Source organism: Streptomyces sp. NPDC007971, from assembly GCF_042958635.1.
Classification (GTDB): domain Bacteria; phylum Actinomycetota; class Actinomycetes; order Streptomycetales; family Streptomycetaceae; genus Streptomyces.
In genome coordinates this window covers 39,681-66,462 of the sequence record NZ_JBIBJK010000016.1, presented here as the reverse complement: position 1 = coordinate 66,462, position 26,782 = coordinate 39,681, and the positions used below count along the sequence as shown (strand labels likewise).

At 72.1% G+C, this 26,782-nt stretch carries 21 protein-coding genes; 15 read left to right on the top strand and 6 right to left on the bottom strand.

What is annotated here, in order from left to right:
- The first annotated feature begins 42 nt into the window (after positions 1 to 42).
- The 4 genes from dxr (at position 43) to ACFZCP_RS30430 (ending at position 4,968) form a co-directional block, all read left to right on the top strand.
- A complete protein-coding gene (dxr, locus tag ACFZCP_RS30445; protein WP_362690830.1) occupies positions 43 to 1,323 on the top strand; it encodes a 1-deoxy-D-xylulose-5-phosphate reductoisomerase in 1,281 nt (426 codons plus the stop codon).
- Positions 1,320 to 2,624: a site-2 protease family protein gene (locus tag ACFZCP_RS30440; RefSeq protein WP_391433025.1), complete on the top strand. Its 1,305-nt coding sequence runs from the start codon at positions 1,320 to 1,322 to the stop codon at positions 2,622 to 2,624. Before dxr ends, ACFZCP_RS30440 begins: the two co-directional genes overlap by 4 nt.
- Before the next feature lie 169 nt (positions 2,625 to 2,793).
- Positions 2,794 to 3,951 carry a flavodoxin-dependent (E)-4-hydroxy-3-methylbut-2-enyl-diphosphate synthase gene (gene ispG, locus ACFZCP_RS30435; protein WP_391433022.1) on the top strand — a complete coding sequence of 386 codons (1,158 nt, stop codon included), beginning with the start codon at positions 2,794 to 2,796 and terminating at the stop codon, positions 3,949 to 3,951.
- Positions 3,952 to 4,119: 168 nt separating this feature from the next.
- The gene (locus tag ACFZCP_RS30430) at positions 4,120 to 4,968 is read left to right on the top strand and encodes a GNAT family N-acetyltransferase (RefSeq protein ID WP_391433019.1); all 849 of its coding nucleotides are present in this window, start codon (positions 4,120 to 4,122) and stop codon (positions 4,966 to 4,968) included.
- A gap of 140 nt (positions 4,969 to 5,108) precedes the next feature.
- Here the strand turns inward: ACFZCP_RS30430 and ACFZCP_RS30425 are convergent, their stop codons facing one another.
- Positions 5,109 to 5,597, bottom strand: coding sequence for a hypothetical protein (locus ACFZCP_RS30425; RefSeq protein WP_391433016.1), 489 nt, complete (start codon positions 5,595 to 5,597; stop codon positions 5,109 to 5,111).
- A gap of 180 nt (positions 5,598 to 5,777) precedes the next feature.
- Entirely contained in the window at positions 5,778 to 6,566 is a 789-nt protein-coding gene (locus ACFZCP_RS30420) for a metalloregulator ArsR/SmtB family transcription factor (protein WP_362691230.1), read from the bottom strand.
- A 104-nt stretch (positions 6,567 to 6,670) separates the two neighbouring features.
- Here ACFZCP_RS30420 and ACFZCP_RS30415 point away from each other — a divergent pair, with 104 nt between their 5' ends.
- Complete coding sequence (locus tag ACFZCP_RS30415) at positions 6,671 to 7,201, top strand: GNAT family N-acetyltransferase (RefSeq protein ID WP_391433013.1); 531 nt, start codon at positions 6,671 to 6,673, stop codon at positions 7,199 to 7,201.
- 143 nt (positions 7,202 to 7,344) lie between these two features.
- Entirely contained in the window at positions 7,345 to 9,048 is a 1,704-nt protein-coding gene (locus ACFZCP_RS30410) for a proline--tRNA ligase (protein ID WP_391433010.1), read from the top strand.
- Positions 9,049 to 9,808: 760 nt separating this feature from the next.
- Here the strand turns inward: ACFZCP_RS30410 and ACFZCP_RS30405 are convergent.
- Genes ACFZCP_RS30405 through ACFZCP_RS30395 form a run of 3 tightly spaced genes read right to left on the bottom strand, consistent with a single transcriptional unit; the run spans position 9,809 to position 11,835 of the window.
- A complete protein-coding gene (locus ACFZCP_RS30405; RefSeq protein WP_391433007.1) occupies positions 9,809 to 10,717 on the bottom strand; it encodes an aminoglycoside phosphotransferase family protein in 909 nt (302 codons plus the stop codon).
- A gap of 48 nt (positions 10,718 to 10,765) precedes the next feature.
- Positions 10,766 to 11,251 (bottom strand): DUF4439 domain-containing protein, encoded by a 486-nt coding sequence (locus ACFZCP_RS30400; protein ID WP_391433004.1) that lies wholly within the window; start codon positions 11,249 to 11,251, stop codon positions 10,766 to 10,768.
- A complete protein-coding gene (locus ACFZCP_RS30395) occupies positions 11,248 to 11,835 on the bottom strand; it encodes a hypothetical protein (protein ID WP_391433000.1) in 588 nt (195 codons plus the stop codon). The genes ACFZCP_RS30400 and ACFZCP_RS30395 overlap by 4 nt, the downstream gene beginning before the upstream one ends.
- Positions 11,836 to 12,044: 209 nt before the next feature.
- On the opposite strand from ACFZCP_RS30395, the gene rimP reads away from it, so the two are divergent.
- The 9 genes from rimP (at position 12,045) to ACFZCP_RS30350 (ending at position 24,927) form a co-directional block, all read left to right on the top strand.
- Positions 12,045 to 12,554: a ribosome maturation factor RimP gene (gene rimP / locus ACFZCP_RS30390; RefSeq protein ID WP_391432997.1), complete on the top strand. Its 510-nt coding sequence runs from the start codon at positions 12,045 to 12,047 to the stop codon at positions 12,552 to 12,554.
- A 2-nt stretch (positions 12,555 to 12,556) separates the two neighbouring features.
- Entirely contained in the window at positions 12,557 to 13,555 is a 999-nt protein-coding gene (nusA, locus tag ACFZCP_RS30385; RefSeq protein WP_391432994.1) for a transcription termination factor NusA, read from the top strand.
- Positions 13,556 to 13,656: 101 nt separating this feature from the next.
- Positions 13,657 to 13,938 carry a DUF448 domain-containing protein gene (locus tag ACFZCP_RS30380; protein ID WP_391432991.1) on the top strand — a complete coding sequence of 94 codons (282 nt, stop codon included), beginning with the start codon at positions 13,657 to 13,659 and terminating at the stop codon, positions 13,936 to 13,938.
- Between the two features lie 164 nt (positions 13,939 to 14,102).
- Entirely contained in the window at positions 14,103 to 17,255 is a 3,153-nt protein-coding gene (gene infB, locus ACFZCP_RS30375) for a translation initiation factor IF-2 (RefSeq protein ID WP_391432989.1), read from the top strand.
- A gap of 401 nt (positions 17,256 to 17,656) precedes the next feature.
- Positions 17,657 to 17,950, top strand: a complete 294-nt coding sequence (locus ACFZCP_RS30370; RefSeq protein ID WP_116146515.1) for a DUF503 domain-containing protein — start codon at positions 17,657 to 17,659, stop codon at positions 17,948 to 17,950.
- Positions 17,951 to 17,990: 40 nt separating this feature from the next.
- Positions 17,991 to 18,470 (top strand): 30S ribosome-binding factor RbfA, encoded by a 480-nt coding sequence (gene rbfA, locus ACFZCP_RS30365; RefSeq protein WP_391432986.1) that lies wholly within the window; start codon positions 17,991 to 17,993, stop codon positions 18,468 to 18,470.
- Positions 18,467 to 19,372: a tRNA pseudouridine(55) synthase TruB gene (truB, locus tag ACFZCP_RS30360; RefSeq protein WP_391432982.1), complete on the top strand. Its 906-nt coding sequence runs from the start codon at positions 18,467 to 18,469 to the stop codon at positions 19,370 to 19,372. The genes rbfA and truB overlap by 4 nt, the downstream gene beginning before the upstream one ends.
- Before the next feature lie 544 nt (positions 19,373 to 19,916).
- Entirely contained in the window at positions 19,917 to 23,849 is a 3,933-nt protein-coding gene (locus ACFZCP_RS30355; RefSeq protein WP_391432979.1) for a trypsin-like peptidase domain-containing protein, read from the top strand.
- A 130-nt stretch (positions 23,850 to 23,979) separates the two neighbouring features.
- The gene (locus ACFZCP_RS30350) at positions 23,980 to 24,927 is read left to right on the top strand and encodes a bifunctional riboflavin kinase/FAD synthetase (RefSeq protein ID WP_391432976.1); all 948 of its coding nucleotides are present in this window, start codon (positions 23,980 to 23,982) and stop codon (positions 24,925 to 24,927) included.
- An 89-nt stretch (positions 24,928 to 25,016) separates the two neighbouring features.
- Here ACFZCP_RS30350 and ACFZCP_RS30345 read toward each other — a convergent pair.
- The coding region (locus tag ACFZCP_RS30345) for an AAA family ATPase (RefSeq protein ID WP_391432973.1) at positions 25,017 to 26,782 on the bottom strand (1,766 nt) is incomplete at its 5' end.

Genomic DNA, 26,782 nt, shown 5'->3' with positions numbered 1-26,782 from the left:
TGCCCTGTCCTGGCGGCCGGCACTTGCGGCAACAATGGAGGGATGACCGACAGTCCCGCCAGTCCGGCACCCCTCGCCGATCCACACCTCGTCTACGACCCCCTCACGGGCGACGGCCCGAAGGACGTGGTGATCCTCGGCTCCACCGGGTCCATCGGAACCCAGGCCATCGACCTCGTACTGCGCCACCCCGACCGCTTCCGGGTCACCGCCCTGTCCGCGAACGGCGGCCGCGTGCCGCTCCTCGCCGAGCAGGCCCGCCGCCTGCGGGTACGGACCGTGGCGGTCGCCCGCGAGGACGCCGTGCCCGCTCTGCGCGAGGCGCTGGCCGCCGAGTACGGCGCGGGGGAGCCGCTGCCCGAGATCCTCGCCGGACCGGACGCGGCCACCCAGCTCGCCGCCGCTGATTCCTCGGAGTGTCACACCGTTCTCAACGGCATCACCGGGTCCATCGGGCTCGCGCCCACCCTGGCCGCCCTGGAGGCGGGCCACACCCTCGCCCTCGCCAACAAGGAATCGCTGATCGTCGGCGGCCCCCTGGTCACGGCGCTCGCCAAGCCCGGGCAGATCATCCCGGTCGACTCCGAGCACGCCGCACTCTTCCAGGCGCTCGCCGCCGGTACCCGCGCCGACGTGCGCAAGCTGGTCGTCACCGCCTCCGGCGGCCCCTTCCGCGGCCGCACCAGGGCGGAGCTGGCGAACGTCACCGTCGAGGACGCCCTCGCCCACCCCACCTGGGCCATGGGCCCGGTGATCACGATCAACTCGGCGACCCTCGTCAACAAGGGCCTGGAAGTCATCGAGGCACATCTCCTCTACGACATTCCCTTCGACCGCATTGAGGTCGTCGTGCATCCCCAGTCGTATGTTCACTCGATGGTCGAGTTCACCGACGGATCCACGATCGCCCAGGCGACGCCCCCCGACATGCGCGGGCCGATCGCCATCGGTCTGGGCTGGCCCGAGCGCGTCCCGGACGCGGCGCCCGCCTTCGACTGGAGCAAGGCCTCCACCTGGGAGTTCTTCCCGCTGGACAACGAGGCCTTCCCCTCGGTGAACCTCGCCCGGCACGTGGGGCAGCTCGCGGGCACCGCCCCGGCGGTGTTCAATGCCGCCAACGAGGAGTGCGTCGAGGCCTTCCGCACCGGCGCACTGCCCTTCAACGGAATCATGGAGACTGTCACCAGGGTCGTCGAGGAGCACGGCACCCCGGTCACGGGAACCTCACTCACCGTGTCGGACGTCCTCGAAGCGGAGACCTGGGCCCGGGCCCGGGCCCGGGAACTGACAGACCGGACGGCAATCGCGGAGGCGCGTGCATGACGACCTTGATGTTCATCCTCGGCATAGTGGTCTTCGCGGTCGGCCTGCTCGTCTCGATCGCCTGGCACGAGCTGGGGCACCTGTCCACGGCCAAGCTCTTCGGCATCCGCGTCCCGCAGTACATGGTCGGTTTCGGCCCGACCGTCTGGTCGCGCAGGAAGGGCGAGACCGAGTACGGCATCAAGGCGGTCCCGCTCGGCGGCTACATCCGCATGATCGGCATGTTCCCGCCCGACGACGCCGGCCGGGTCTCGGCCCGCTCCACCTCACCGTGGCGCGGCATGATCGAGGACGCCCGCTCGGCGGCCTTCGAGGAACTCAAGCCCGGTGACGAGACGCGCATGTTCTACACGCGCAAGCCGTGGAAGCGCGTCATCGTCATGTTCGCGGGCCCGTTCATGAACCTGATCCTCGCGATCGCCCTGTTCCTCACGGTGCTGATGGGCTTCGGCATCCAGCAGCAGACCACGACCGTCTCGTCGGTCTCGCCCTGTGTCATCGCGCAGAGCCAGAACCGCGACAACTGCAAGAAGTCCGACCCGGCCTCCCCGGCCGCGGCCGCCGGGATGAAGGCGGGCGACAGGATCGTCTCCTTCGACGGCAGGCCGACCAAGGACTGGAACACGCTGTCCGACCTCATCCGCGACAGCGCCGGCAAGGACGTGGCCGTCGTCGTCGACCGCAAGGGCCATGAACTGACCCTGCACGCGAAGATCGCCACCAACCAGGTCGCCAAGAAGGACTCCAGCGGCACCTACGTCCAGGGCAAGTACGTCAAGGCGGGCTTCCTGGGCTTCAGCGCCGCCACCGGCGTCGTCCAGCAGAACTTCGGCGACTCCGTGACCTGGATGACCGACCGGGTCGGCGACGCCGTCGACTCCCTGGTCGCCCTGCCCGGCAAGATCCCGGCCCTGTGGGACGCGGCCTTCGGCAACGGCCCGCGCGAGCCGGACTCCCCGATGGGCATCGTCGGGGCGGCCCGGATCACCGGCGACATCGCCACGCTGGACATTCCGGCCTCGCAGCAGGTGGCCATGTTCGTCTTCGTCCTGGCCGGTTTCAACCTCTCCCTGTTCCTGTTCAACATGCTCCCGCTGCTCCCGCTCGACGGCGGACACATCGCGGGAGCCCTGTGGGAGTCGCTGCGGCGGAACGTGGCCCGGGTGCTGCGCCGGCCCGACCCCGGTCCGTTCGACGTGGCCAAGCTGATGCCGGTGGCCTACGTGGTGGCCGGGATCTTCGTCTGCTTCACCGTCCTGGTGCTCATCGCGGACGTGGTTAACCCGGTGAAAATCTCCTAGCCACCCAAGGTTCGAGGCGGCCCGGGACCCTGTGGTCCGGGCCGCCTTCCATTGAGTGGGTTTGCCGGGTGGGATGTGCTGGAGCAAGGGCCGGTGCCGTAATCTCGAAGTCCGGAGCCCGCCGTTCACGGGGCCGGACCTTGATCCACGACTTGGGGTTGCACAGCAGATGACTGCGATTTCTCTCGGCATGCCGTCCGTTCCGACCAAGCTCGCCGAGCGCCGGAAGAGCCGGCAGATCCAGGTCGGATCCGTGGCCGTCGGCGGAGACGCACCCGTCTCGGTCCAGTCGATGACCACGACGCGCACGTCCGACATCGGTGCCACGCTGCAGCAGATCGCCGAGCTGACCGCGTCCGGCTGCCAGATCGTCCGCGTCGCCTGCCCCACCCAGGACGACGCCGACGCGCTCGCGACCATCGCCCGCAAGTCGCAGATCCCGGTCATCGCGGACATCCACTTCCAGCCCAAGTACGTCTTCGCCGCCATCGAGGCCGGCTGCGCCGCCGTCCGCGTCAACCCGGGCAACATCAAGCAGTTCGACGACAAGGTCAGGGAGATCGCCAAGGCCGCCACGGAGCACGGCACCCCGATCCGTATCGGCGTCAACGCCGGCTCCCTGGACCGCCGTCTGCTGCAGAAGTACGGCAAGGCGACTCCCGAGGCCCTGGTCGAGTCGGCGCTGTGGGAGGCCTCCCTCTTCGAGGAGCACGACTTCCGGGACATCAAGATCTCGGTCAAGCACAACGACCCCGTCGTGATGATCGAGGCCTACCGCCAGCTCGCCGAGCAGTGCGACTACCCGCTGCACCTCGGTGTGACCGAGGCGGGCCCGGCGTTCCAGGGCACCATCAAGTCGGCGGTGGCCTTCGGCGCGCTGCTGAGCCAGGGCATCGGCGACACGATCCGCGTCTCCCTGTCGGCCCCGCCCGCCGAGGAGGTCAAGGTCGGCATCCAGATCCTGGAGTCGCTGAACCTGCGCCAGCGCGGCCTGGAGATCGTCTCCTGCCCGTCCTGCGGCCGCGCCCAGGTCGACGTCTACAAGCTCGCCGAAGAGGTCACCGCCGGCCTGACCGGCATGGAGGTCCCGCTGCGCGTCGCCGTCATGGGCTGCGTGGTCAACGGCCCGGGCGAGGCCCGCGAGGCCGACCTCGGCGTCGCCTCCGGCAACGGCAAGGGCCAGATCTTCGTCAAGGGCGAGGTCATCAAGACCGTCCCCGAGTCCAAGATCGTGGAGACCCTCATCGAGGAGGCCATGAAGCTCGCGGAGAAGATGGAGGCCGAGGGCGTCGCCTCCGGTGAGCCGTCCGTGGCGGTGGCGGGCTGAGTTCCCGGTGGGGCCGCGCCCCTGAAAGGGGCGCGGGGAACTGCCCGACCGGCCACCGGAGACGGGCAGCCGCCCGCAGGCCGGAACCCTCCGGACTCCGAGGCGCACCGGCCAAGCAGCGCAGCTATAGTGCGGAGATCAGCAGAACCCCAGCGTGAGGCCCCGCACGTGTTGACCCAGACCACCTCACGGGTGCTCGATCCGAGCGACCTTGACGCCGCGCTCGCCGTCCTCGACCGCGAGCCGGTCGCGAACGCCTTCGTGACCTCCCGGGTCCAGATCGCGGGCCTCGACCCGTGGCGGCTCGGCGGCGAGATGTGGGGCTGGTACGAGGACGGCATGCTGACGTCCCTGTGTTACGCGGGCGCCAACCTCGTCCCCATCTGCGCCACCCCGCGCGCCGTGCGCGCCTTCGCCGACCGGGCCCGCAGGTCCGGCCGCCGCTGCTCCTCCATCGTCGGCCCCGCCAAGTCGACGGCCGCCCTGTGGCGCCTGCTGGAACCCCACTGGGGACCGGCCCGCGAGGTCCGCGCCCACCAGCCGCTGATGGTCACCGACCGCATGTCCGCCGACATCGCCCCGGATCCCGGCGTCCGCCGCATCCGCAAGGACGAGATGGAGACGATCATGCCGGCGTGCGTGGCGATGTTCACCGAGGAGGTCGGCGTCTCCCCGATGGCCGGGGACGGCGGCCTGCTCTACCAGGCCCGCGTCGCCGAGCTCGTGGGCTCCGGCCGTTCCTTCGCCCGCGTCGACGAACACGGCAAGGTCGTCTTCAAGGCGGAGATCGGCGCGGCCACGTCCCAGGCCTGCCAGATCCAGGGCGTGTGGGTCGCCCCCGAGTACCGGGGCAAGGGCCTGGCGGCCCCCGGCATGGCGGCGGTCCTGCGCTACGCCCTGTCGGATGTCGCCCCCGTGGTCAGTCTCTACGTGAACGACTTCAACACCGCGGCGCGCAGGACGTACCGGCGGGTGGGGTTCCAGGAGGTCGGCGCGTTCATGAGCATCCTCTTCTGAGGGAAGAAGAGCGCGTTCCTGCCTCCGGAGAGGCCTGTCCCCCTCCGGAGAGTCCTGATCTCCGCCGGAGAATCCTGTCCTCCTCCGGAAGAGGCTTGTCTCCCTCGGGAGAGGCATGTCCCTGCCCGGAAGAGGACTGCTCACTGCGGCAGGAGGGCCAGGAGCTGCTTCGTGTGGCCGGGCAGCTCCGCATCGGCCAGGCCCGAGATGAGGTCCCTGAGCGGCAGGGGCTGATCGACCAGGAGCGTGTCGTTCGACAGGAGCAGGCTGGGGACGAGCGTTTCGAGTTCGGCCTCGCTCAGCATCGGGCCGCCCAGTGCGCACAGGGCGTCCGCCTGGATGCGGATGCGCTCCCGCAGCCCCGCGTTGCCGCCGGCGAGCGCGATGACGCGTTCGATGGTCCAGGTGTCGAGCGCGATGCGGTTGTCGTACGTCGTCCTCGCGCCCGCGGCGACGGCGGAGACCGCGCTGATGGTGGCGGCGTTGACGAGGGTGACGTGCGCCAGAATCTGGTCGGCGTTCCATTCGCCGGCCGGCGGGGCGGGGCTCGTGCCGCCGGAGCCGTCCACCGTGGCGGCGGCGTCCAGCAGTGCGCGATAGGCGTCCCGCAGCGGGGCGGTGTCCATCATGTCCTGTCCCTTTCGATCTCGTCCGGGTCCGTCCGGGGCTTGCCGAGTCCTTCTGACTCGTGCCGGATCCTGCTGGGGCTCTTCTGACGACCGCCTGTCACCGTCGACGCCTGCCGAGGTGCGGCCGACGCCTGCCGAGTGGTGCTGCGGGCCTGCCGCGAGGCGGTGGCAGCCGCCGCCTCAGCCGTGTGCGCGGTGCATCTCCCAGGGCGCCTGCGGGAGGACCTCGCCGGTCTCCAGCAGCGACTTGAGGTTCGCCAGCACGGCCGGCCAGCCCTGCGAGATGCCGTTGTACATGTCCTGGTTGGCGAGGCTCTCGTGGGTCACGGTGAGGCGGACGATGTCCTGGTGCGGTTCGACGAGGAACGTGACCACCGACGGGTCCCTGGGCAGCTCGGCGTCGGGGGCGTCGTCGAAGGTGATGACCAGGCGCGTCGGGGGTTCGGCCGCGAGCACACGGCCGAAGACGTCGACGGTGCCCGAGCCGTCGACGCGCCGGTGTTCCCAGTCCGAGCCCGGCTGCCAGTCCGAGACGTTGGCGTGCCCCCAGTAGCGGGCGGTCAGGTCGGCGTCCGTCAGGGCCCGCCACACCTGCTCGGCGCTCGCCCGGATGTAGGTGACGTAGACGTAGGTCGGCACGGATGCGGGTGTGTCGGTCATGGCGTACTCCTCTGCCTGGGTCCTGATGGCGCTGATCGCCCGCAGACGGGGCCTGTCGAACTCCGAGATCCAGCGCTCCTCGATCTCGTGGATGGGGGCCGGGTTGAGGTAGTGCAGCCGCTCCCGTCCGCGCCGCACCACGGTCACGAGGCCGGCCTGCTGGAGAAGGTCGAGATGCTGTGTCGCCGACTGGCGGGTCATGGCCAGGCGTTCGCACAGCTCCCGCAGCGTCTGGCCGTTGTGCTCGCGCAGACGGTCCAGCAGGAGCCGTCGTGTGGGGTCGGCCAGCGCTTTGAAGACCGAGTCCATCGCTCTTGCTTCGTGGCTCACACTCCGATTATGCAGGCAGTTGCCTGCATATTGTCAAACGGCGCCCCGGCTACGGCCGCCACCTGCCCTGTACGCTCCCCCGCATGGACGTCGTGATCGGCCCCCTGGACCTTTCAGCCCACGTAGACGAGGCCCTGGCGGTCCAGGCCGTCGCCTTCGGACTCGGCTCCGACGAGGTGGCCGTACGCCGCCAGATCGTCCAGCGGCACATGCAGTACCCGGGTGCGCGCGCCCTCGGCGCCAGCAGCGAAGGGCGCCTCGTCGCCTTCGTCTACGGCATGCCCAACTCCCGCACCCACTGGTGGTCCACCGTCGTGGAGCCCTACCTGCGCGCCGGCGGCAACGACTTCTGGCTGGACGACTCCTTCGTCATCACCGAGCTGCACGTCCACCCCGGCCACCAGAACCGCGGCATCGGCCGCCGTCTGATCACCACGATCACCGACAGCGCCGCCGAGCCCCGCTCGATCCTCTCCGCGATCGACACCGACAGCCCGGCCCGCGGCCTCTACCACTCCCTCGGCTACGTCGACCTCGCCCGCCAGGTCCACTTCCCGAGCGCCCCCAGGCCGTACGCCGTCATGGGCGCCCCCCTGCCCCTGCGCCGGAAATAGCCGCCGCGTCGGAGCCCGTGCGGGAGGAGACGGCCCCTGCTGCGGAGACAGCCGCCGCGTCTCGGACAACCGATTTCCACCGGCACAGGCACCCCGGCTAACCTCCTATGCCACCACCCTTATCCGGCAGGAGTACGAGAACCATGGCGAACGCACCGGTCCAGCGCATGTCCCAGTTGATGGCGAAGACGCTGCGCGACGACCCGGCGGACGCCGAGGTCCTCAGCCACAAGCTGCTCGTCCGCGCCGGGTACGTCCGCCGCACCGCGGCCGGCATCTGGTCCTGGCTCCCGCTCGGCAAGAAGGTCCTGTCCAACGTCGAGCGGATCGTCCGCGAGGAGATGGACGCCATCGGCGCCCAGGAGGTCACGCTCCCCGCCCTGCTGCCCCGTGAGCCCTACGACGCCACCGGCCGCTGGGACGAGTACGGCCAGGAACTCTTCCGGCTCAAGGACCGCAGGGGCGGCGACTACCTCCTCGGCCCCACCCACGAGGAGATCTTCACCCTCCTGGTCAAGGACCAGTGCACGTCCTACAAGGACCTGCCCGTGATCCTCTACCAGATCCAGACCAAGTTCCGTGACGAGGCCCGCCCCCGGGCCGGCATCCTGCGCGGCCGCGAGTTCCTGATGAAGGACTCCTACTCCTTCGACCTGGAGGACGAGGGCCTGGCCAAGTCCTACGCCCTGCACCGCCAGGCGTACCAGCGCATCTTCGACCGGCTCGGCCTCGACTACCGCATCTGCGCCGCCACCGCGGGCGCGATGGGCGGCTCCAAGTCGGAGGAGTTCCTGGCCCCGGCCGAGGCCGGCGAGGACATCTTCGCGGACTGCCCGAACTGCGACTTCGCCGCGAACACCGAGGCGATCGCCTACGAGCTGAAGCCGGTCGACGGCTCCGCCGTGCCCGCGCTCGAGGAGATCCCCACCCCCGACACCCCGACCATCGAGACCCTCGCCGCCCACCTCGGCGTCCCGGCCTCCGCCACGCTGAAGAACCTGCTGGTGAAGGTCGACGGAGAGATCGTCGCCGTGGGCGTGCCCGGCGACCGCGAGGTCGACATGGACAAGGTCGAGGCGCACTTCGCCCCGGCCGCCGTCGAGCTGGTCACCGCCGAGGACTTCGTCGGCCGCCCCGACCTGGTCCGCGGCTACGTCGGCCCGCAGGGCCTGGGCGAGAAGGTCAAGTACATCGCCGACCCGCGGGTGGCCCCCGGCACCGCCTGGATCACCGGTGCCAACAAGGAGCACACGCACTCCAAGAACGTCGTCGCCGGCCGTGACTTCGAGGTCGACACGTACGTGGACGTGGTCGTCGTGCAGGAGGGCGACCCCTGCCCGAAGTGCGGCACCGGCCTGAAGCTGGACCGTGCCATCGAGATCGGCCACATCTTCCAGCTGGGCCGCAAGTACGCCGACGCCCTCAAGCTCGACGTGCTCGGCCAGAACGGCAAGCCGGTCCGCGTCACCATGGGCTCCTACGGCGTCGGCGTCTCGCGTGCCGTCGCCGCGATCGCCGAGCAGACCGCCGACGAGCACGGCCTGTGCTGGCCCAAGGAGGTCGCCCCGGCCGACGTGCACGTCGTCGCGGCCGGCAAGGCGCTGCAGACCGAGCTGGCGCTCGACGTCGCCGAGAAGCTGGCCGCCGCGGGCGTCCGCGTCCTCGTCGACGACCGGGCCGGGGTCTCCCCGGGCGTGAAGTTCACCGACGCCGAGCTGATCGGCGTGCCCCAGATCCTGGTCGCCGGCCGCCGCTCCGGCGAGGGCGTCCTGGAACTGAAGGACCGCAGGACCGGCGAGCGCGAGGAACTCCCGATCGCCGAGGCCATCACCCGCCTGACGGCCTGACGGCCTGACGGCCTGACGGCCTGACGGCCCGCCCCGCCGCGCCCCGAAGGGGACGCGGCGGGTGCACCCGTCCTACGCCTGTCCGCCCCGAGCTTTCGTGGCTGACGCCGGCTCAAAAGGGGCGCGGGGAACTGCGCGAGCAACCACATGCGACCTGCAGCGTGAAGCGGGCGTGTACCCCCTTGGCCTGCCGTTGACCGGCCCGCCGTTGACCGGGCTGCTCCTGCAGTCGTCCGGTGAGTTCGGGCATCGGTTCCGTGTCCGCCCCGAGCTTTCGTGGCTGACGCCGGCTCAAAAGGGGCGCGGGGAACTGCGCGAGTAACCACATGCGACCTGCAGCGTGAAGCGGGCGTGTACTCCCTTGGCCTGCCGTTGACCGGCCCGCCGTTGACCGGGCTGCTCCTGCAGTCGTCCGGTGAGTTCGGGCATCGGTTCCGTGTCCGCCCCGAGCTTTCGTGGCTGACGCCGGCTCAAAAGGGGCGCGGGGAACTGCGCGAGTAACCACATGCGACCTGCAGCGTGAAGCGGGCGTGTACTCCCTTGGCCTGCCGTCGACCGGCCCGCCGTTGACCGGGCTGCTCCTGCAGTCGTCCGGTGAGTTCGGGCATCGGTTCCGTGTCCGCCCCGAGCTTTCGTGGCTGACGCCGGCTCAAAAGGGGCGCGGGGAACTGCGCGAGCAACCACACACGACCCGCAGCATGAAGCGGGCCCGCACCACCCCGGCCCCCCACCACCCGCACAGCCGCCCGCTGCCCCGCCCCTAGAACCACCCGGCGAACTCCAGCAACAGCTCCGCGTCCTTCGGCCGCCCCACCCGGAGGGCCCGTACGCCCGACTCCACCGCCCGGAAGAGCGTCCACCCCCGCAGCCGCTCCTGATCGACGTCCAGCGACTCGGCGAGCCGCTTGATCCGCCGCCGGATGGTGGCCGCCCCCGACGGCATGGCGATCAGATCCTCCACCCGGTCCCGCACCAGCCGGGCCAGATCGAACGCGCACTCACCGACCACCGGGTCCGGCCCCACCGCGAGCCACGGCATCCGCTCCCCGGCCAGCACCTTGCTCTGGCGGAACGTGCCGTGCAGCAACCGGTGCTCGGGCGGCGCGGCCAGCAGCTCCTCGCGTGCCGTGAGCGCCGCGTCCACCAGTGTCGCCGCCCCGGGATCGGCCTCGGCACTCGCCCGCATCGCCTCGGCCTGGCGCCCGGTCCGCTCCGCCACCGTCTCGAACGTATGGCCGCCCGGCGGCTCCACCCAGAGCCGTCGCAGCGTCCCGGCGGCCTCCAGCAGGGCCTTCGCCTCCGGCAGCGACCGCACCGACACGTCCGGATGCAGCCGCTCCAGCAGCAGTACCCCCTCGGCGGCGTCCTCGGGATCCACCGCCAGCAGCTGTACGGCACCCAGTCCGGCCCAGTGCGCCAGCGCCGCCCGCTCGCTCTCGGGGCGCGCCCGCGGCGGGGCGAGCTTCAGCACGGCGGGGCTGCCGTCGGCCCGCCGTACCAGTACCACCAGGCTGCTGCGCCCGCCGGGCACCTGCACGCGTTCCACGCTCAACTCGCGCCGGGCGACCGCCCGTTCGGCTGACTCGGGCAGCCGCGCCAGCCAGTCCTCACCGGCCGGTGCCGTCTCACCGAGCGCCCGCACCAGCCGCCGGGGCGGTTCGAAAGCCATGCGCCAGTTGTTCCTTCCTCCTGGACCTGCCGCAGGGCGGCTGCGCGGTCACGTCGTCGGGGACGCCGAGGTCCGGGGTCCGGCCGCACCTGCATCGTCACCGGCCCGCTCGGCGAGCCCAGGGAAGGCTACGCTCTCCCCGCTCCAGCCCACCGCCCGCACCGCTGCCTCCCGCAGCGCCGCCGCGGCAGCGCCGCGCCGCCGGCCGGTCGCGGCCCGCACCAGGTCCGAGTAGACCCCCGCCACCCGCTCCTCCAACTGGGCGGCCAGCCGCACTGCGGAGGCCGCGTCCGGCACCGGGAACGGCAGCGCGTAGGCGGCGCTCGCGGCGACCGGCTCGCCGCCCAGATCGCGCACGTCGCGCACCAGCGCGTCCCGGCGGGCCCGGTGCGCGACGTAGGCCGTCCGCGCCTCGGCCCGCCGCTGGTCGCCGATCCGCCCGCCGACGACGCCGTACCCGTACACCGCCGCGTGCTCGGCCGCGAGCGCCGCCTGCAGCGCGGTCAGCTCGGCCTTCTGGGCCTCGTCACTCACTTGGCCTCCCCGGTCAGTACGAACGCGTGCGCCGCCCCGGCCGCCGCCACCGAGGCCATCAGCCGGGCCAGCTCGCCCGGCACTTCCAGCAGGGCTGTTGTCCGCCGGTCGGCGAGGGCGCGTTCGGCGGCGGCGAGATCGGCGAGGGCGCCCTTCTCGTCGGCGGGCACGGTCGGCGCGGACGCGGTGGACGCCGCGGTGGACGCTGCGGTGGAATCCGCGGCGGAGGCCGCTGTGGACGCTGCTGAGGACGCGGCTGCGGATGTCGGGGAGGCCGTGGAAGAGGGCGACTTGGCGGCGCCGGTGCCGCCGAACGCCTTCGCGTGCGCCGCGACCTGGGCACGCAGCGGCCGCAGCCGCTGGGCCAGCGCCGGATGGGCGGCGAGCACGGCGTCGTAGTGCTCCAGCAGCGCCGCGCTGTCCCGGGCCGCACGCGCGCGTGCCCGTTCGGCCGCCGAGGGTGCGGCTCCGCCGCCGGAGTCCGGTCCGGCCGAGCAGCCCACCAGCAGGGCGGCCCCGGCGGCCGAGGCGAGCAGGGATCTTCTGCGCGGCCCCGAGGGGGTGCGCGGCGGCGGGTACGGCACTGCAGACGTCCTCGGGGCACTCGTACGAAAGGAAGACCAACCAACAACGGGCGGCACGCCCGTGATCACCGTACCCGCGCGCCCCGCGCACACCACTCACCGGCACCGTCCGGACACAGGTGGACGGCAACACTCCCCGCGACCGGATACCCTTTGACCAGACACGCGACCCATCCCACAACAGCACACGCGGCCGAGGAGTCACCCGGATGAGCACCACCCAGAGCGAGAGGCTGCGAGAGCTGCTGGAACCGCTCGTCACCTCCCAGGGGCTGGATCTCGAAGAGATCGCTGTGGACTCCGTCGGACGCAAGCGGGTGCTGCGCGTGGTCGTCGACTCCGACACCGGGGCGGATCTGGACGCGATCGCCGATGTGAGCCGCGCGCTCTCGGCGAAGCTCGACGAGACCAACGCGATGGGTGACGACGCCTACGACCTGGAGGTCGGGACCCCCGGCGCCGAGCGCCTCCTCACCGAACACCGCCACTACGTGCGGGCCGTGGACCGGCTGGTGAAGTTCCAGGTGGCCGAGGACGGGGAACTGGTCGCGCGGATCCTGACGGTCGACGACGAGGGCATCGATGTCGAGGTGCCCGGCGTGAAGGGCCGCAAGGCGACCGCCCGCAGACTCGCCTTCCCGCAGATCGAGAGGGCGCGCGTGCAGGTCGAGTTCAACCGCAAGGACAAGAAGGACATGAAGGAAGAGGAGGAGGCGTAGCCGTGGACATCGACATGAGTGCCCTGCGGGGCTTGGTTCGGGAGAAGGAGATCTCCTTCGACCTGCTGGTCGAGGCGATCGAGTCGGCCCTCCTCATCGCCTACCACCGCACCGAGGGAAGCCGCCGGCACGCGCGCGTGGAGCTCAACCGGGAGACCGGACACGTGACCGTGTGGGCGAAGGAGGACCCGGAGGACCTCGAGGAGGGCCAGGAGGCCCGCGAGTTCGACGACACCCCGTCCGGCTTCGGCCGGATCGCCGCCACCACCGCCAAGCAGGTGATCCTGCAGCGGCTGCGCGACGCCGAGGACGACGCCACGCTCGGCGAGTACGCCGGCCGTGAGGGCGACATCGTCACCGGTGTGGTCCAGCAGGGCCGCGACCCGAAGAACGTGCTCGTGGACATCGGCAAGCTGGAGGCCATCCTGCCGGTGCAGGAGCAGGTGCCCGGCGAGACGTACCCGCACGGCATGCGCCTGAGGTCGTACGTCGTCCGGGTCGCCAAGGGTGTGCGCGGCCCGTCCGTGACCCTCTCCCGTACGCACCCCAACCTGGTGAAGAAGCTCTTCGCGCTGGAGGTGCCGGAGATCGCCGACGGGTCGGTGGAGATCGCGGCCATCGCCCGTGAGGCCGGTCACCGCACCAAGATCGCCGTACGGTCCACCCGTGCGGGCCTGAACGCCAAGGGCGCCTGCATCGGCCCGATGGGCGGCCGGGTGCGCAACGTGATGGGCGAGCTGAACGGCGAGAAGATCGACATCGTCGACTGGTCGGACGACCCGGCCGAGATGGTGGCGAACGCGCTGTCACCCGCTCGGGTGAGCAAGGTGGAGGTCGTCGACATGGCCTCCCGCTCCGCCCGGGTGACCGTGCCGGACTACCAGCTGTCGCTGGCGATCGGCAAGGAAGGGCAGAACGCCCGGCTCGCGGCGCGGCTCACCGGCTGGCGGATCGACATCCGTCCGGACACCGAGCAGACCGGGGAGCGTGGCGGGGAATAGATCCCGGCCACGCGTGGCTGAGATCACCACAGCCTGCATCGAGTAACTGTTCGACTTTTCCCTCGAAGGGGTGAGGTCGCTACGGGGAGGTAGACTTAGGAGTGTCTGGCCGGACGCGTGCCCGTGTATGCCCTGAACGCACCTGTGTGGGGTGCAGGCAGCGAGCGGCCAAGGACGATCTGCTGCGCACCGTGGCGGATCAGGAGCAGTGTGTTCCCGATCCTCGCGGTACGCTGCCCGGCCGGGGTGCCTATGTGCACCCCGACCTGGTCTGTCTCGACCAGGCGGTGCGCCGCCGGGCGTTCCCACGGGCGCTGCGCGTCCCGGGGCCGCTCGACGTAAAGGCGTTGCGTCAGTACGTCGAGCAGACAGAGAGTTGCTGAGCAGGCAACACGGCAAGAAAGCATGTCGCACGGATCCCCCCGTGCGGCCTGGTACCTCGCGAGTCGAAAGCAGGTCGAGATTGCGATGAGCACTCGATGAGTACGCGATGAGTACGCCCATGAACTAGCGACGGTCCGGCTTCCCCGGACCTCAGAGGAGCGAAGTGGCTAAGGTCCGGGTCTACGAACTCGCCAAGGAGTTCGGTGTGGAGAGCAAGGTCGTCATGGCCAAGCTCCAGGAACTCGGTGAATTCGTCCGTTCGGCGTCTTCGACCATCGAAGCGCCGGTTGTACGCAAGCTGACCGACGCCTTCCAGGGTGGTGGCTCCGGCAAGTCCGCCGGCAAGTCCGCCCCCCGCAAGGCTGCCCCCAAGCCCGCCGCGCCCTCTCCGGCGCAGGCGGCCCGTCCGGCTGCCCCGAGGCCGGCGGCCCCCAAGCCTCCGACGGCGCCGCAGCCCGCTGCTGCTCCGTCGGCCCCTGTGGCCCCGGCGGCCTCCGCGCCGGCACCGGGCCCGCGTCCGGGCCCGAAGCCCGCGCCGCGCCCGGCTCCGGCCGCCCCGGAGTTCACCGCTCCGCCGGCCGCTCAGGCTCCCCAGGCCCCCCAGGCCCCGCAGGCTCCGGCCGCGCAGGGTCAGGGTCAGGGTGCCGCGCAGGGTCAGGGTGCCGCGCAGGGTCAGGGTCCGCGTCCCGGCGGCGCCCGTCCCGGTGCGCCGCGTCCCGGTGGCCGTCCGGCCGCCCCCGGCCAGGGCCAGGCCCGTCCGGGCCAGGGTGCTCCGCGCCCCGGTGGTCAGGGTGCGCGTCCCGGTGCTCGTCCGGCCGGTCCGCGTCCGGGTAACAACCCCTTCACGTCCGGTGGCTCCACCGGCATGGCACGTCCGCAGGCGCCCCGCCCGCAGGGCGGCCCGCGTCCGGGCGGTCCCGGTGCTCCCGGCGGCGGTCCCCGTCCGCAGGCGCCCGGCGGCCAGGGCGGCGGTCCGCGTCCGCAGGCTCCGGGTGGTCACGGCGGTGCCTCCGGGCGTCCGTCCCCGTCCGGCATGCCCCGTCCGCAGGGCGGCCCGCGTCCCGGCCCGGCCGGTCCGCGTCCCAACCCCGGCATGATGCCGCAGCGTCCCGCTGCGGGCCCGCGTCCCGGTGGCGGTGGCCCCGGCGGCCGTGGTCCCGGTGGCGGCGGCGGTCGTCCCGGTGGCGGCGGCGGTCGCCCGGGTGGCGGCGGCGGCTTCGCCGGTCGTCCCGGTGGCGGCGGTGGCGGCGGCTTCGCCGGTCGTCCCGGTGGTCCCGGTGGCGCTGGCGGTGGCGGCGGCTTCGCCGGCCGTCCTGGCGGTCCCGGTGGTGGCGGCGGTGGCCGTCCCGGCTTCGGTGGCCGTCCCGGCGGTCCCGGTGGCCGCGGTGGCACGCAGGGTGCCTTCGGCCGTCCCGGCGGTCCCGCGCGTCGCGGTCGCAAGTCGAAGCGGCAGAGGCGCCAGGAGTACGAGGCCATGCAGGCCCCGAGCGTCGGCGGCGTGATGCTGCCGCGCGGCAACGGAGACACCATCCGTCTCTCCCGCGGCGCGTCGCTCACCGACTTCGCCGAGAAGATCAACGCCAACCCGGCGTCGCTCGTCGCGGTCATGATGAACCTCGGCGAGATGGTCACGGCCACGCAGTCCGTCTCCGACGAGACGCTGCAGCTCCTCGCCGGCGAGATGAACTACCAGGTTCAGATCGTCAGCCCCGAGGAGGAGGACCGCGAGCTGCTCGAGTCCTTCGACATCGAGTTCGGCGAGGACGAGGGCGACGAGGAGGACCTGGTGGTCCGTCCGCCGGTCGTCACCGTCATGGGTCACGTCGACCACGGTAAGACCCGACTGCTCGACGCCATCCGCAAGACGAACGTCATCGCGGGCGAGGCCGGCGGCATCACCCAGCACATCGGTGCCTACCAGGTCTCGACCGAGGTCAACGACGAAGAGCGCAAGATCACCTTCATCGACACCCCGGGTCACGAGGCGTTCACCGCCATGCGTGCCCGTGGTGCGAAGTCGACCGACATCGCGATCCTGGTCGTCGCGGCCAACGACGGCGTCATGCCGCAGACGGTCGAGGCGCTCAACCACGCCAAGGCGGCCGACGTCCCGATCGTCGTGGCGGTCAACAAGATCGACGTCGAGGGTGCCGACCCGACCAAGGTGCGCGGTCAGCTGACCGAGTACGGCCTGGTGGCCGAGGAGTACGGCGGCGACACGATGTTCGTCGACATCTCCGCCAAGCAGGGTCTGCACATCGACTCGCTGCTGGAGGCCGTGGTCCTCACGGCCGACGCCTCGCTCGACCTGCGGGCCAACCCGGCCCAGGACGCGCAGGGCATCTCGATCGAGTCCCGTCTCGACCGCGGCCGTGGTGCCGTGGCGACGGTCCTCGTGCAGCGAGGCACCCTGCGGGTCGGCGACACGATGGTCGTGGGCGACGCCTACGGCCGTGTGCGCGCCATGCTCGACGACAACGGCAACAACGTCGCCGAGGCCGGCCCGTCGACGCCGGTCCAGGTCCTGGGCCTGACCAACGTCCCGGGTGCGGGCGACAACTTCCTGGTGGTCGAAGAGGACCGTACGGCCCGTCAGATCGCCGAGAAGCGCGCCGCCCGCGAGCGGAACGCGGCGTTCGCCAAGCGCACGCGCCGCGTGTCGCTGGAGGACCTGGACAAGGTGCTCAAGGCCGGCGAGATCCAGCAGCTGAACCTGATCATCAAGGGTGACGCCTCTGGTTCCGTCGAGGCCCTCGAGTCCTCCCTGCTCCAGCTGGACGTCGGCGAAGAGGTCGACATCCGCGTCCTGCACCGCGGCGTCGGTGCGGTCACGGAGTCGGACATCGACCTGGCCATGGGCTCCGACGCCATCGTGATCGGCTTCAACGTCCGTGCGGCCGGCCGCGCGGCGCAGATGGCCGAGCGCGAAGGTGTGGACGTCCGGTACTACTCGGTCATCTACCAGGCGATCGAGGAGATCGAGGCGGCCCTCAAGGGCATGCTCAAGCCGGAGTACGAAGAGGTCGAGCTCGGTACGGCGGAGATCCGCGAGGTCTTCAAGTCGTCCAAGCTGGGCAACATCGCCGGTGTCCTCATCCGCTCGGGCGAGGTCAAGCGCAACACCAAGGCGCGCCTCATCCGCGACGGCAAGGTGGTCGCGGAGAACCTCAACATCGAGGGCCTGCGTCGCTTCAAGGACGACGTCACCGAGATCCGCGAAGGCTACGAGGGTGGTATCAACCTCGGCAACTTCAACGACATCAAGGTGGACGACGTCATCGCGACGTACGAGATGCGAGAGAAGCCGCGGGCCTGATCGGCCGACGGTTTGCTGCTGGCCGGCGGGACTTCGCTCCCGTCGGCCAGCGGGCCGTTCCTGGGGGCTCCGCGCCCCCGGCCCCGGCTTTTCGCCCACCCGCCCACTCGTCCCGGCAGGCAGAGAGCACACTCTCCACCCCTGACCGAGTCGTGTGCCGGGCGGGTGGAGCCGGGCCAACGGGCGATGCCGACAGTCGATGCCGACAGGCGAGGCCAACGGGCGACAGCGAAAGCGGGAAAGCGGGGTCCAGGGGCGGAGTCCCCCGGGGCACAGCGCACCCCAGGGCACGGCAAAACCCCGTCGAGCCACCGGCAGGAACGGGGTACCGTTCTTGATGTCCCCGGCCACACGGACCCGGGGCCATCGATCCCGTACCGGCGGGTGAACCGGCTACATACATGTACGTGGGGACTCTGTCCTTCGACCTGCTCCTCGGCGACGTCCACTCGCTGAAGGAGAAGCGCTCCGTCGTCCGCCCGATCGTCGCCGAACTCCAGCGGAAGTACGCAGTGAGCGCGGCGGAGGTGGACCACATGGACCTCCACCGGCGAGCGATCATCGGCCTGGCCGTGGTCTCCGGCGACGCGGCGCACCTCACCGACGTACTGGACCGGTGCGAGCGGCTGGTCGCCGGCCGCCCCGAAGTGGAGCTGCTGTCCGTACGACGCCGCTTCCACGGCGACGACGACTGACCACAGAACGCAAGAAGAAGAAAGAACGGGAGACGGACCAGTGGCCGACAACGCGCGGGCGAAAAGGCTGGCGGACCTCATCCGGGAGGTGGTGGCCCAGAAGCTGCAGCGCGGGATCAAGGACCCGCGGCTCGGCTCGCACGTCACCATCACGGACACCCGGGTCACGGGCGACCTGCGGGAGGCGACCGTCTTCTACACGGTCTACGGGGACGACGAGGAGCGGCAGGCCGCGGCCGCCGGCCTGGAGAGCGCCAAGGGCATCCTGCGCTCCGAGGTCGGCCGGGCGGCCGGCGTGAAGTTCACGCCGACCCTCACCTTCGTTGCCGACGCCCTGCCCGACACCGCCCGGACCATCGAGGACCTGCTCGACAAGGCACGGCAGTCCGACGCGCAGGTCCGCGAGGCCTCCGCGGGGGCGGCGTACGCGGGCGGCGCGGACCCGTACCGCAAGCCGTCCGAGGACGAGGCGGCCGACGCGGCCGAGACGACCGAGACGGACGGCGACGCCGCGGAATGACCCAGAAGCACACCACGCCCGACGGCCTTGTCATCGTCGACAAGCCGTCGGGCTTCACTTCGCACGACGTGGTGGCCAAGATGCGCGGCATCGCGCGCACCCGCCGCGTCGGCCACGCCGGGACCCTCGACCCGATGGCCACCGGCGTCCTCGTCCTCGGTGTGGAGCGCGCCACCAAGCTCCTCGGGCACCTCGCCCTGACCGAGAAGGAGTACCTGGGCACCATCCGGCTCGGCCAGAACACCCTCACCGACGACGCCGAGGGGGAGATCACCTCCTCCGCCGACGCGTCCAAGGTGACCCGGGAGGCCGTCGACGCCGGCATCGCCGCACTGACCGGCACCATCATGCAGGTTCCGTCCAAGGTCAGCGCCATCAAGATCGACGGCGTACGGTCGTACAAGCGGGCCCGCGAGGGCGAGGAGTTCGAGATCCCCGCCCGGCCGGTGACGGTCTCGTCCTTCACGGTGTACGACATCCGGGACGCAGTCGCCGAGGACGGCACCGCCGTGCTCGACCTGGTGGTCTCGGTGGTCTGCTCCTCCGGCACCTACATCCGCGCCCTCGCCCGCGACCTTGGCGCCGGCCTGGGTGTCGGCGGCCACCTCACCGCGCTGCGCCGCACCCGCGTCGGCCCGTACAAGATCGACTCCGCGAGGACGCTGGACCAGCTCCAGCAGGAGCTGACCGTGATGCCGATCGCCGAGGCCGCCACGGCCGCGTTCCCGCGCTGGGACGTGGACGCCAAGCGCGCCCGGCTGCTGCTCAACGGTGTCCGGCTGGAGATGCCGGACGAGTACGGGGGCGCGGGGCCCGTCGCCGTGTTCGACCCCGACGGGCGCCTGCTCGCGCTGGTCGAGGAGCACAAGGGCAAGGCGAAGAGCCTGGCCGTCTTCGCCTGACCGGATTGCGTACCTGACCGGAGTGTGTGCCTGACCGGATTGCGTACCGGACCGGTGGGGATCCGTAGGGGGTCCGTGCCGGTCCGCCGCGCTTTTCTGCGACGGCAGGGGTCTGTACCGACAAGGGTCTCTACCGACTCCACGGGTCCATATCACCGGTCCGTGCCGACCTCACGGACAGATACCACCGTCTCCACGGACAGGCATCGACTGCACGGACAGGTATCGACTGGACGGACAGATACCGACTTACCGACCGGGCGGAGAGCTACCGACTCCACGGACAGGTACGGGCCGTACGGGGCCTGCCCGTGGAGCGGCGGCCACGGGGTCCTGCCACTGCCGCCGCTCCACGGTCCCCCCTCGGTTCCCCCACCCCTAGGGTGTATCCAGCCGCCCCCGCCTATTCACCCGACCGGGCAGGCGCTCGGAGTGAAGCGGGGGAGCGGAAGGGGGCGCTTTCGCCCCGCGAGCTGTCCCGCTGATCACCACACGCCTACCGTCGATGACGAGGGCACGTGTGTACGGGCGGGGAGGTACGGCCATGGTGGGTCGGGGCGGCGATGTGAACCGTACCGGCGTCTTCGGCCGCCCCCGGGAGCCGCACCGGGACAGGAGCCGGGAAGCGGGCCGGGACGGGAACCGTACGGACGGCACGCACCTCACCGGCGGGCCCGCTCGCACGGACCTTCTCGTCCAGATCCACGACCTGGCAGGCCGCCTGCGCGGGGTCGGCTTCCTCGCCGACCACCAGGGCACCCTCCTCACCAGTCACGAGGTCGTCGACGGCCTGCCCCGCCTGGTCCTGCGCGCCCCGCAGGACCGCTCCTGCGTGGTCGACGCCGACGCCGTCACCCCGATCCCCGCACTCGACCTGGCCCTGATCCGCACCGAGGGCCTGCGGCTGGACCCCCTTGCGCTGACCGTCCGGGACCGCATCGAGGCCGGCACCTACGTCCGGATCGCGGCAGGCTGCTGGCGCGAGGCGCGGGTGCTGGCCGCCACCCGGGTGACGTACACCGCCACGGACCGCTTCCACCGCCTGGAGGACGCCCTGGAGCTGGCCATCGGCACGGCCGGCCGGGACGCCCTGCGACTGGGCGGCGGCGCGGCCGGCGGGCCGGTGCTCGACGCGGCCACCGGCGCGGTGCTCGGCATCCTCGGCACCGCCCTGCACTCCGCCCAGCGCGACGCCGGGTTCGCGGCTCCCCTGCGGCCCGCCGACGGCCCGCTGGCCGAGCTGCTCGCCCGCAACGCCGCCACGGTGCCCGCCTACGGCGCCGACCTCAACCTGGCCGGTGTCCTGGAGCTGACCGCCACCTCGGTGGGCCAGGACGGCCCGCCGGGCGCCCTCGCCGGATACGTCGGCGCGGCCGGTCCCGGTCCGGTGCGCCCGGTCCAACGCGTCAACCTGGTAAGGGAGTTGGAGGCATTCGTCGAAGGCGACCGGGCCGTACTGGGCCTCGTCGGCGACCCGGGCAGCGGTCGTACGACCGAACTCACGGCCCTCGCCGCCCGGCGCGGCCGGAGCGAGCGGCCCGCCCCCACCCTGTGGCTGCGCGGTGCCGACCTGAAGGACACCGACGGATCCGTGGCCGACGCCGCCCGCCGTGCCCTGGAGCGAGCGGCCCGCATCGTCGCCGCCTCCCGCTCCGTGTGCCCCGCCGACCTCGGCGACGTCACCCCCGAGCGGCTGTCCCGCCTGGCCGAGCGGGCCGGCCGCCCGCTGCTGCTCCTGCTCGACGGCCCCGAGGAGATGCCCCCCGTCCTCGCCCACCGGCTCTCCACGTGGACCGGAGGGACGGCCCAGTGGCTGCGCAGCACCGGAGCCCGGCTGGTGGTGGCCTGCCGGGAGGAGTACTGGGAGCGCGCCGGAGTCGAGTTCCCGGCGGACCTGCGCCACCTGCCGGCGGGCGACGGGTCCGGCCGTCCGGCGTGCGTGCGGGTCGCGGACCTCACCGAGGACGAGGCCGACCGGGCCCGCTCCCGCTACGGAATCCCCGACGACGCCCTGACCGGCCGCGACGCCCGGCATCCGCTCACCCTGCGCCTCCTGTCCGAGGTCCGCGCGGCCCTGCCGGACGCCGAGCCCGCCCGGCCCGTCGACCGGCACGAGGTCTTCGCCGCCCACCTCGACCTGATGTGCCTGCGCATCGCGGTCCGCCTCGCCGCCGAGAACGGCCTGCGGGGTACGGCCGTACGGCGGCTCGCCGCCCGGGTGGCGGGCCAGGTGCACGAGGCGGCACGGCGCAGCCTCGGCCCCGGCCAGGGCGAGCTGGACCGGGCCTCCTTCGAGGCGGTGTTCCCCTGGGGGCCCGCTCCGGCCCGGCTCGGCGGCGGCTCCGGCTGGGCCTCCGCCGTTCTCACCGAGGGCCTGCTGGTCCCGGCCGGCGGTGGCTACCGCTTCGCCTTCGAGGAGCTGGCCGACTGGATCCAGGGCATGCACCTCGACCTGGACGAGGCCCTGCGCGCCCTGGTGCACCGCACCGGCACCCGCACCCCCCGGGCAGCCGAGCTGCTCCCCGTCCCGCACCACCGGATCGGACCGGTCGTCCAGGCCCTGCTGCTCCTCGGCCGCCAGGCCGGACCCCATCAACTCTCTTTCAAGCTGGCTGAGTTGACCGAAACGCTGGACCTGGGTCCCGCCTCCTGGTGGGCCGCCCGGCTGCTCTCCAGGACCCTGCTCCAGGTCCCGGACGCGATGCCGTACACCGAGGTGCTGCACCTCCTCGCGGACCGGATCGTTGCCTGGCGCGGTGCGCAGCGGACCGTACCGGCGGAGTTCGGCCCCGCCTTCTGGCTCGCCCTGCCCCTCCCCGACACCGAGCGCTTCACACTCCTGCGGGAGCTGGTCCTGGCGGACGGCGCGGCATCGGAGGCGGAGGGGCCGTCCTCGGGGGTGGACAGTCCGTCGTCGGGGGTGGAGGAGCCGCCGTCGGAGATGGACGCGGCGCCGTCGGAGATGGACGAGGCGGCGTCGGAGGTGGACGGCGCGGCGGAGCGCGGAAGCGCGGGCGGGCGAAGGTGCTCGGGCGGGCGTGGGGGCTTGGGCGGGCCAGGGGCTTTGGATGCGGGAAGGGAATTTGGCTATGGCTATGGCTCGGGAGTGGGCTGTGGCCAGGGAGTGGGTCCGGGGCAGGAAGTGGGCACGGGGCAGGGAGTGGGGCCGGGCTCGGGTGGGGGTGGAGGTGCCGAAGGGGTGCTCGCCGGTGCGGACGTGGCCGCGGGCGGCTCCGAGACCGCCGGCGCGGCCGAGGACGGGGCCGTGGAGGAGCGGTACCTGGACGCCGTGGCCCGGCTGCTCGCCGCCGACCCCGCAGCCGTACAGCCGCACCTCATCCAGTGGTTCGACGACGAACGGCCGCTGCCCGCGACCCCCGACGCGACCGTCGCGACCGCCGCACAGGCGCTGCTGCACACACACCGGCACGACGCCCTGGACGACCTCACCGAGGCGCTCGTGCACAGTGCGCACCCCAGGGCCGAGGAGCTGCTCACCGTCCTCGCCGAGGACGAGCCCCCGGCACTCTGCCGGGCCGTCGACCGCTGGGCGCACGACGAACGTCCCGCCCTGCGGGTGGCCGCGGTGGCGTTCGCGCTGCGCACCGCCCCCCACACCCGCTCGGCGGCCGACCGTGAACTGCTGCGCTACGCCGCTCTCGCCCTGCTCGCCCGCCCCGCCGATTGCACGCTGCACGGCGGTGCCCTCGCCCTTCTCGTCCGCGACCCGCACACCCGCGACCGTCATCTGGAGGAGGCCCTGCGCCACTTCGCCGACGGCGATCCGCAGCTCCCTCCCGACGCCCTGGTCCCGGCCCTGACCACCCACACCGAACCGGTCCTGCGGGCCTTCCGGACCCGTCTGCGCCACGGCGCGGACGCCGGCGAGACGCTGCGCACGCTCGCCGACGTCACCACCCCCGCCCTGGCCCGCCAGGTCGCGGCCCTCGTCCGCGAGACCGTGGGGGCGCGGCCGGAGACCGCCGGGTACGTGGCCGCGTACGTGGACCGCTGTCTCGACCAGGGACCCGCCGTCCGCTCCGTCCTGCTGCCGCTGGTCACCGGGCTCCTCGACGGCGGTCCCGAACCGGTCCGGGTGGCCCTGGCGACCGTGCTCGCCGTCCCCGGCGCCCCCGCCTCCCGGCTGCTGCGCCGCGAACTGCTGGACTTCCTGCTCGCCCGCGAGGCGGACCCGGCCGTCCTGGAGGCCCTTCTGCACGCGTCGGCCCCGCACGGCGAGGGCAGGGACGCGGAGCTGCGCGCGCTGGTCCACCGCACCGGCCTCCTCCTCGTCCGCACCCCTGACGGCGCCACCCGCTTCGACTGGGGGCTGGTCGTCCTGGCCCGGCACGTGCCCGGCTTCGCCGTGCGGATGGCCCGCTGGCTGGGCGAGAGCCCGCAGGACTGGGAGATGGTGGTGGGCCCCAGCGCCCGCCGCATGATCGAGAACCTGGCGGGGGTAGGGGTACCGGCCTGAGCCGGACGGGGAACGTGCGCCCGGTCACAGCCTCCATGCCGATGCGGGCCCCGGGCACCCGGCATGGCACCCTTAGATCTGCACAAGAGGTCAACGGTAGACACGGACACGGGTTCGAGGAGCGGTCACAGTGCAGCGCTGGCGTGGCTTGGAGGACATCCCCCAGGACTGGGGGCGCAGCGTCGTCACCATCGGTTCCTACGACGGCGTCCACCGCGGCCACCAGCTGATCATCAAGCACGCGGTGGACCGCGCCCGCGAGCTCGGCGTCCCGGCCGTCGTCGTCACCTTCGACCCGCACCCCAGCGAGGTCGTCCGCCCCGGCAGCCACCCCCCGCTGCTCGCCCCGCACCACCGCCGCGCGGAGCTGATGGCGCAGCTGGGCGTCGACGCATGCCTGATCCTTCCTTTCACCACCGAGTTCTCGAAGCTGTCGCCCGCCGATTTCGTGGTCAAGGTCCTGGTGGACAGGCTGCACGCCAAGGCGGTCGTCGAGGGCCCGAACTTCCGCTTCGGTCACAAGGCGGCCGGCACCGTGGAGTTCCTCATCGAGCAGGGCAAGATCTACGACTTCGAGGTGGAGGTCGTGGATCTGTACGTCACCGGCGAGGCGGGCGGCGGCCGGCCGTTCTCCTCGACCCTGACCCGGCGTCTGGTCGCCGAGGGCGACGTGGCCGGTGCCCGCGAGATCCTGGGCCGCCCGCACCGGGTGGAGGGCGTGGTCGTCCGCGGCGCCCAGCGCGGCCGCGAGCTGGGCTTCCCCACGGCCAACGTCGAGACGCTCCCGCACACCGCGATCCCCGCCGACGGTGTGTACGCGGGCTACCTGCACGCGCAGGGCGAGATCATGCCGGCCGCGATCTCCGTCGGCACCAACCCGCAGTTCGACGGCACCGAGCGCACGGTGGAGGCGTACGCCATCGACCGCGTCGGCCTCGATCTGTACGGCCTGCACGTCGCCGTCGACTTCCTTGCGTACGTCCGGGGCCAGGCGAAGTTCGAGTCGCTGGAGGCCCTGCTGGAGCAGATGGCCGCGGATGTGAAGCGGTGCCGCGAGATCGTGGCGGCGGAGGACTAGGTCCTTCGCGGCGGAGGACCTGATCCTCTTCGCGCAGCAGAAGGGCGGCCGGTGCGGAAGACGCACCGGCCGCCCTTCTTCCTGCCGACCTACTGCTGGGGCGGCTGCTGACCCTGCTGAGGCTGCTGCCCCTCCGGGGGCTGCGGGTGGCCCTGCTGCGGCGGGTAGGGCTGACCGGGCGCCTGGGGCGGGTAAGGCTGGCCCGCGGTCTGGGGCGGGTACGGCTGGCCCGGGGCCTGCGGATACGGCTGCTGCTGTGCATGCGGCTGTGCCTGTGGTGGTGCCTGCTGAGCCGGATGGGGCTGCTGCGGCCCGGTGTACAGCTCCTGGCCGGGCGCCTGGGGGTACGGCTGGCCCTGCTGGGGCGGGTACGGCTGCTGCCCCTGCGGGAAGGGCTGCCCCTGCGGATAGGGCTGACCGGGCATCGGCTGCCCCGGCGCGGGCTGGCCCGGCATCGGCTGTCCCGGCATGGGCGGGGCGGCCACCGGCGGCGGGTTGCCGTCGTTGGTCCACAGCCCGTGCGACTGCTGATGCCGTACGAGGTCCTCGGCGACCATGGCGGCGAGATTGAAGTACGCCTCCCGCACCTTCGGCCGCATCATGTCGAGGTCGACCTCGGCACCGGCCGCCAGATGCTCGTCGAAGGGCACCACGACGACGCCGCGGCAACGCGTCTCGAAGTGCGAAACGATGTCCTCGACCTTGATCATCTTGCCCGTCTCGCGGACCCCGGAGATCACGGTGAGCGAACGGGACACCAGGTCCGCGTACCCGTGCGCGGACAGCCAGTCCAGGGTCGTACTGGCACTGCTCGCCCCGTCGACGGACGGCGTCGAGATGATGATGAGCTGGTCGGCGAGGTCGAGCACCCCGCGCATGGCGCTGTACAGCAGACCCGTGCCCGAGTCGGTGAGGATGACCGGGTACTGCCTGCCGAGCACGTCGATCGCGCGCCGGTAGTCCTCGTCGTTGAACGTGGTCGAGACCGCCGGGTCGACGTCGTTGGCGATGATCTCCAGACCGGAGGACGCCTGGGACGTGAACCGCCGGATGTCCATGTACGAGTTGAGGTACGGGATCGCCTGGACCAGGTCACGGATCGTCGCCCCGGTCTCGCGGCGCACCCGGCGGCCGAGCGTGCCGGCGTCCGGGTTGGCGTCGATGGCGAGGATCTTGTCCTGCCGCTCGGAGGCGAGCGTGGAGCCGAGGGCGGTGGTCGTGGTGGTCTTGCCGACGCCGCCCTTGAGGCTGATGACCGCGATGCGGTAGCAGGACAGCACCGGCGTGCGGATCAGCTCCAGCTTCCGCTGACGCTCGGCCTCCTCCTTCTTGCCGCCCAGCTTGAACCGGGACGCGGCGGCAGCGGGCCGACCGCTCTTCGCCTTCTGCCTCTTGTTGTTGAGCAGCCGGTCCGAGGACAGCTCCACGGCCGCGGTGTAACCCAGCGGCGCGGCACCGGGGTTGGTCGGCTGCCGCTGGTCGTGCTGGATGGGCTGCGGCCAGGCGGCACCGGCACGGGGGTCGGCGGGTGCCTGCGGGGCCTGCGCGGACTCGGGGTTCTGCGGGGGCAGAGGCTGCTGTCCGGCCGGGGGGAAGCCATAGCCGCCGGGCTGGGCCTGCGGGTCGGGTGTGCCGGGCGGCGGGAAGCCGTAGCCGGACGGCGGGGTGGGTCCGGTGGGGGCCGGCTGCTGTCCCGGCAGGGGGAAGCCGTAACCGCCGGGCTGGGCCTGCGGATTGGGTGTGCCGGGCGGCGGGAATCCGTAGCCGGACGGCGGGGTGGGTCCGGTGGGGGCCGGCTGCTGTCCCGGCAGGGGGAAGCCGTAACCGCCGGGCTGGGCCTGCGGATTGGGTGTGC

Excerpts from the sequence above, each read along its gene's own strand:
- dxr (WP_362690830.1), top strand. The coding sequence starts at position 43 with ATGACCGACAGTCCCGCCAGTCCGGCACCCCTCGCCGATCCACACCTC.
- ACFZCP_RS30440 (WP_391433025.1), top strand. The coding sequence starts at position 1,320 with ATGACGACCTTGATGTTCATCCTCGGCATAGTGGTCTTCGCGGTCGGC.
- ispG (WP_391433022.1), top strand. The coding sequence starts at position 2,794 with ATGACTGCGATTTCTCTCGGCATGCCGTCCGTTCCGACCAAGCTCGCC.
- ACFZCP_RS30425 (WP_391433016.1), bottom strand. The coding sequence starts at position 5,597 with ATGATGGACACCGCCCCGCTGCGGGACGCCTATCGCGCACTGCTGGAC.
- ACFZCP_RS30420 (WP_362691230.1), bottom strand. The coding sequence starts at position 6,566 with ATGGACTCGGTCTTCAAAGCGCTGGCCGACCCCACACGACGGCTCCTG.
- ACFZCP_RS30415 (WP_391433013.1), top strand. The coding sequence starts at position 6,671 with ATGGACGTCGTGATCGGCCCCCTGGACCTTTCAGCCCACGTAGACGAG.
- ACFZCP_RS30410 (WP_391433010.1), top strand. The coding sequence starts at position 7,345 with ATGGCGAACGCACCGGTCCAGCGCATGTCCCAGTTGATGGCGAAGACG.
- ACFZCP_RS30405 (WP_391433007.1), bottom strand. The coding sequence starts at position 10,717 with ATGGCTTTCGAACCGCCCCGGCGGCTGGTGCGGGCGCTCGGTGAGACG.
- rimP (WP_391432997.1), top strand. The coding sequence starts at position 12,045 with ATGAGCACCACCCAGAGCGAGAGGCTGCGAGAGCTGCTGGAACCGCTC.
- ACFZCP_RS30370 (WP_116146515.1), top strand. The coding sequence starts at position 17,657 with ATGTACGTGGGGACTCTGTCCTTCGACCTGCTCCTCGGCGACGTCCAC.
- truB (WP_391432982.1), top strand. The coding sequence starts at position 18,467 with ATGACCCAGAAGCACACCACGCCCGACGGCCTTGTCATCGTCGACAAG.
- ACFZCP_RS30355 (WP_391432979.1), top strand. The coding sequence starts at position 19,917 with ATGGTGGGTCGGGGCGGCGATGTGAACCGTACCGGCGTCTTCGGCCGC.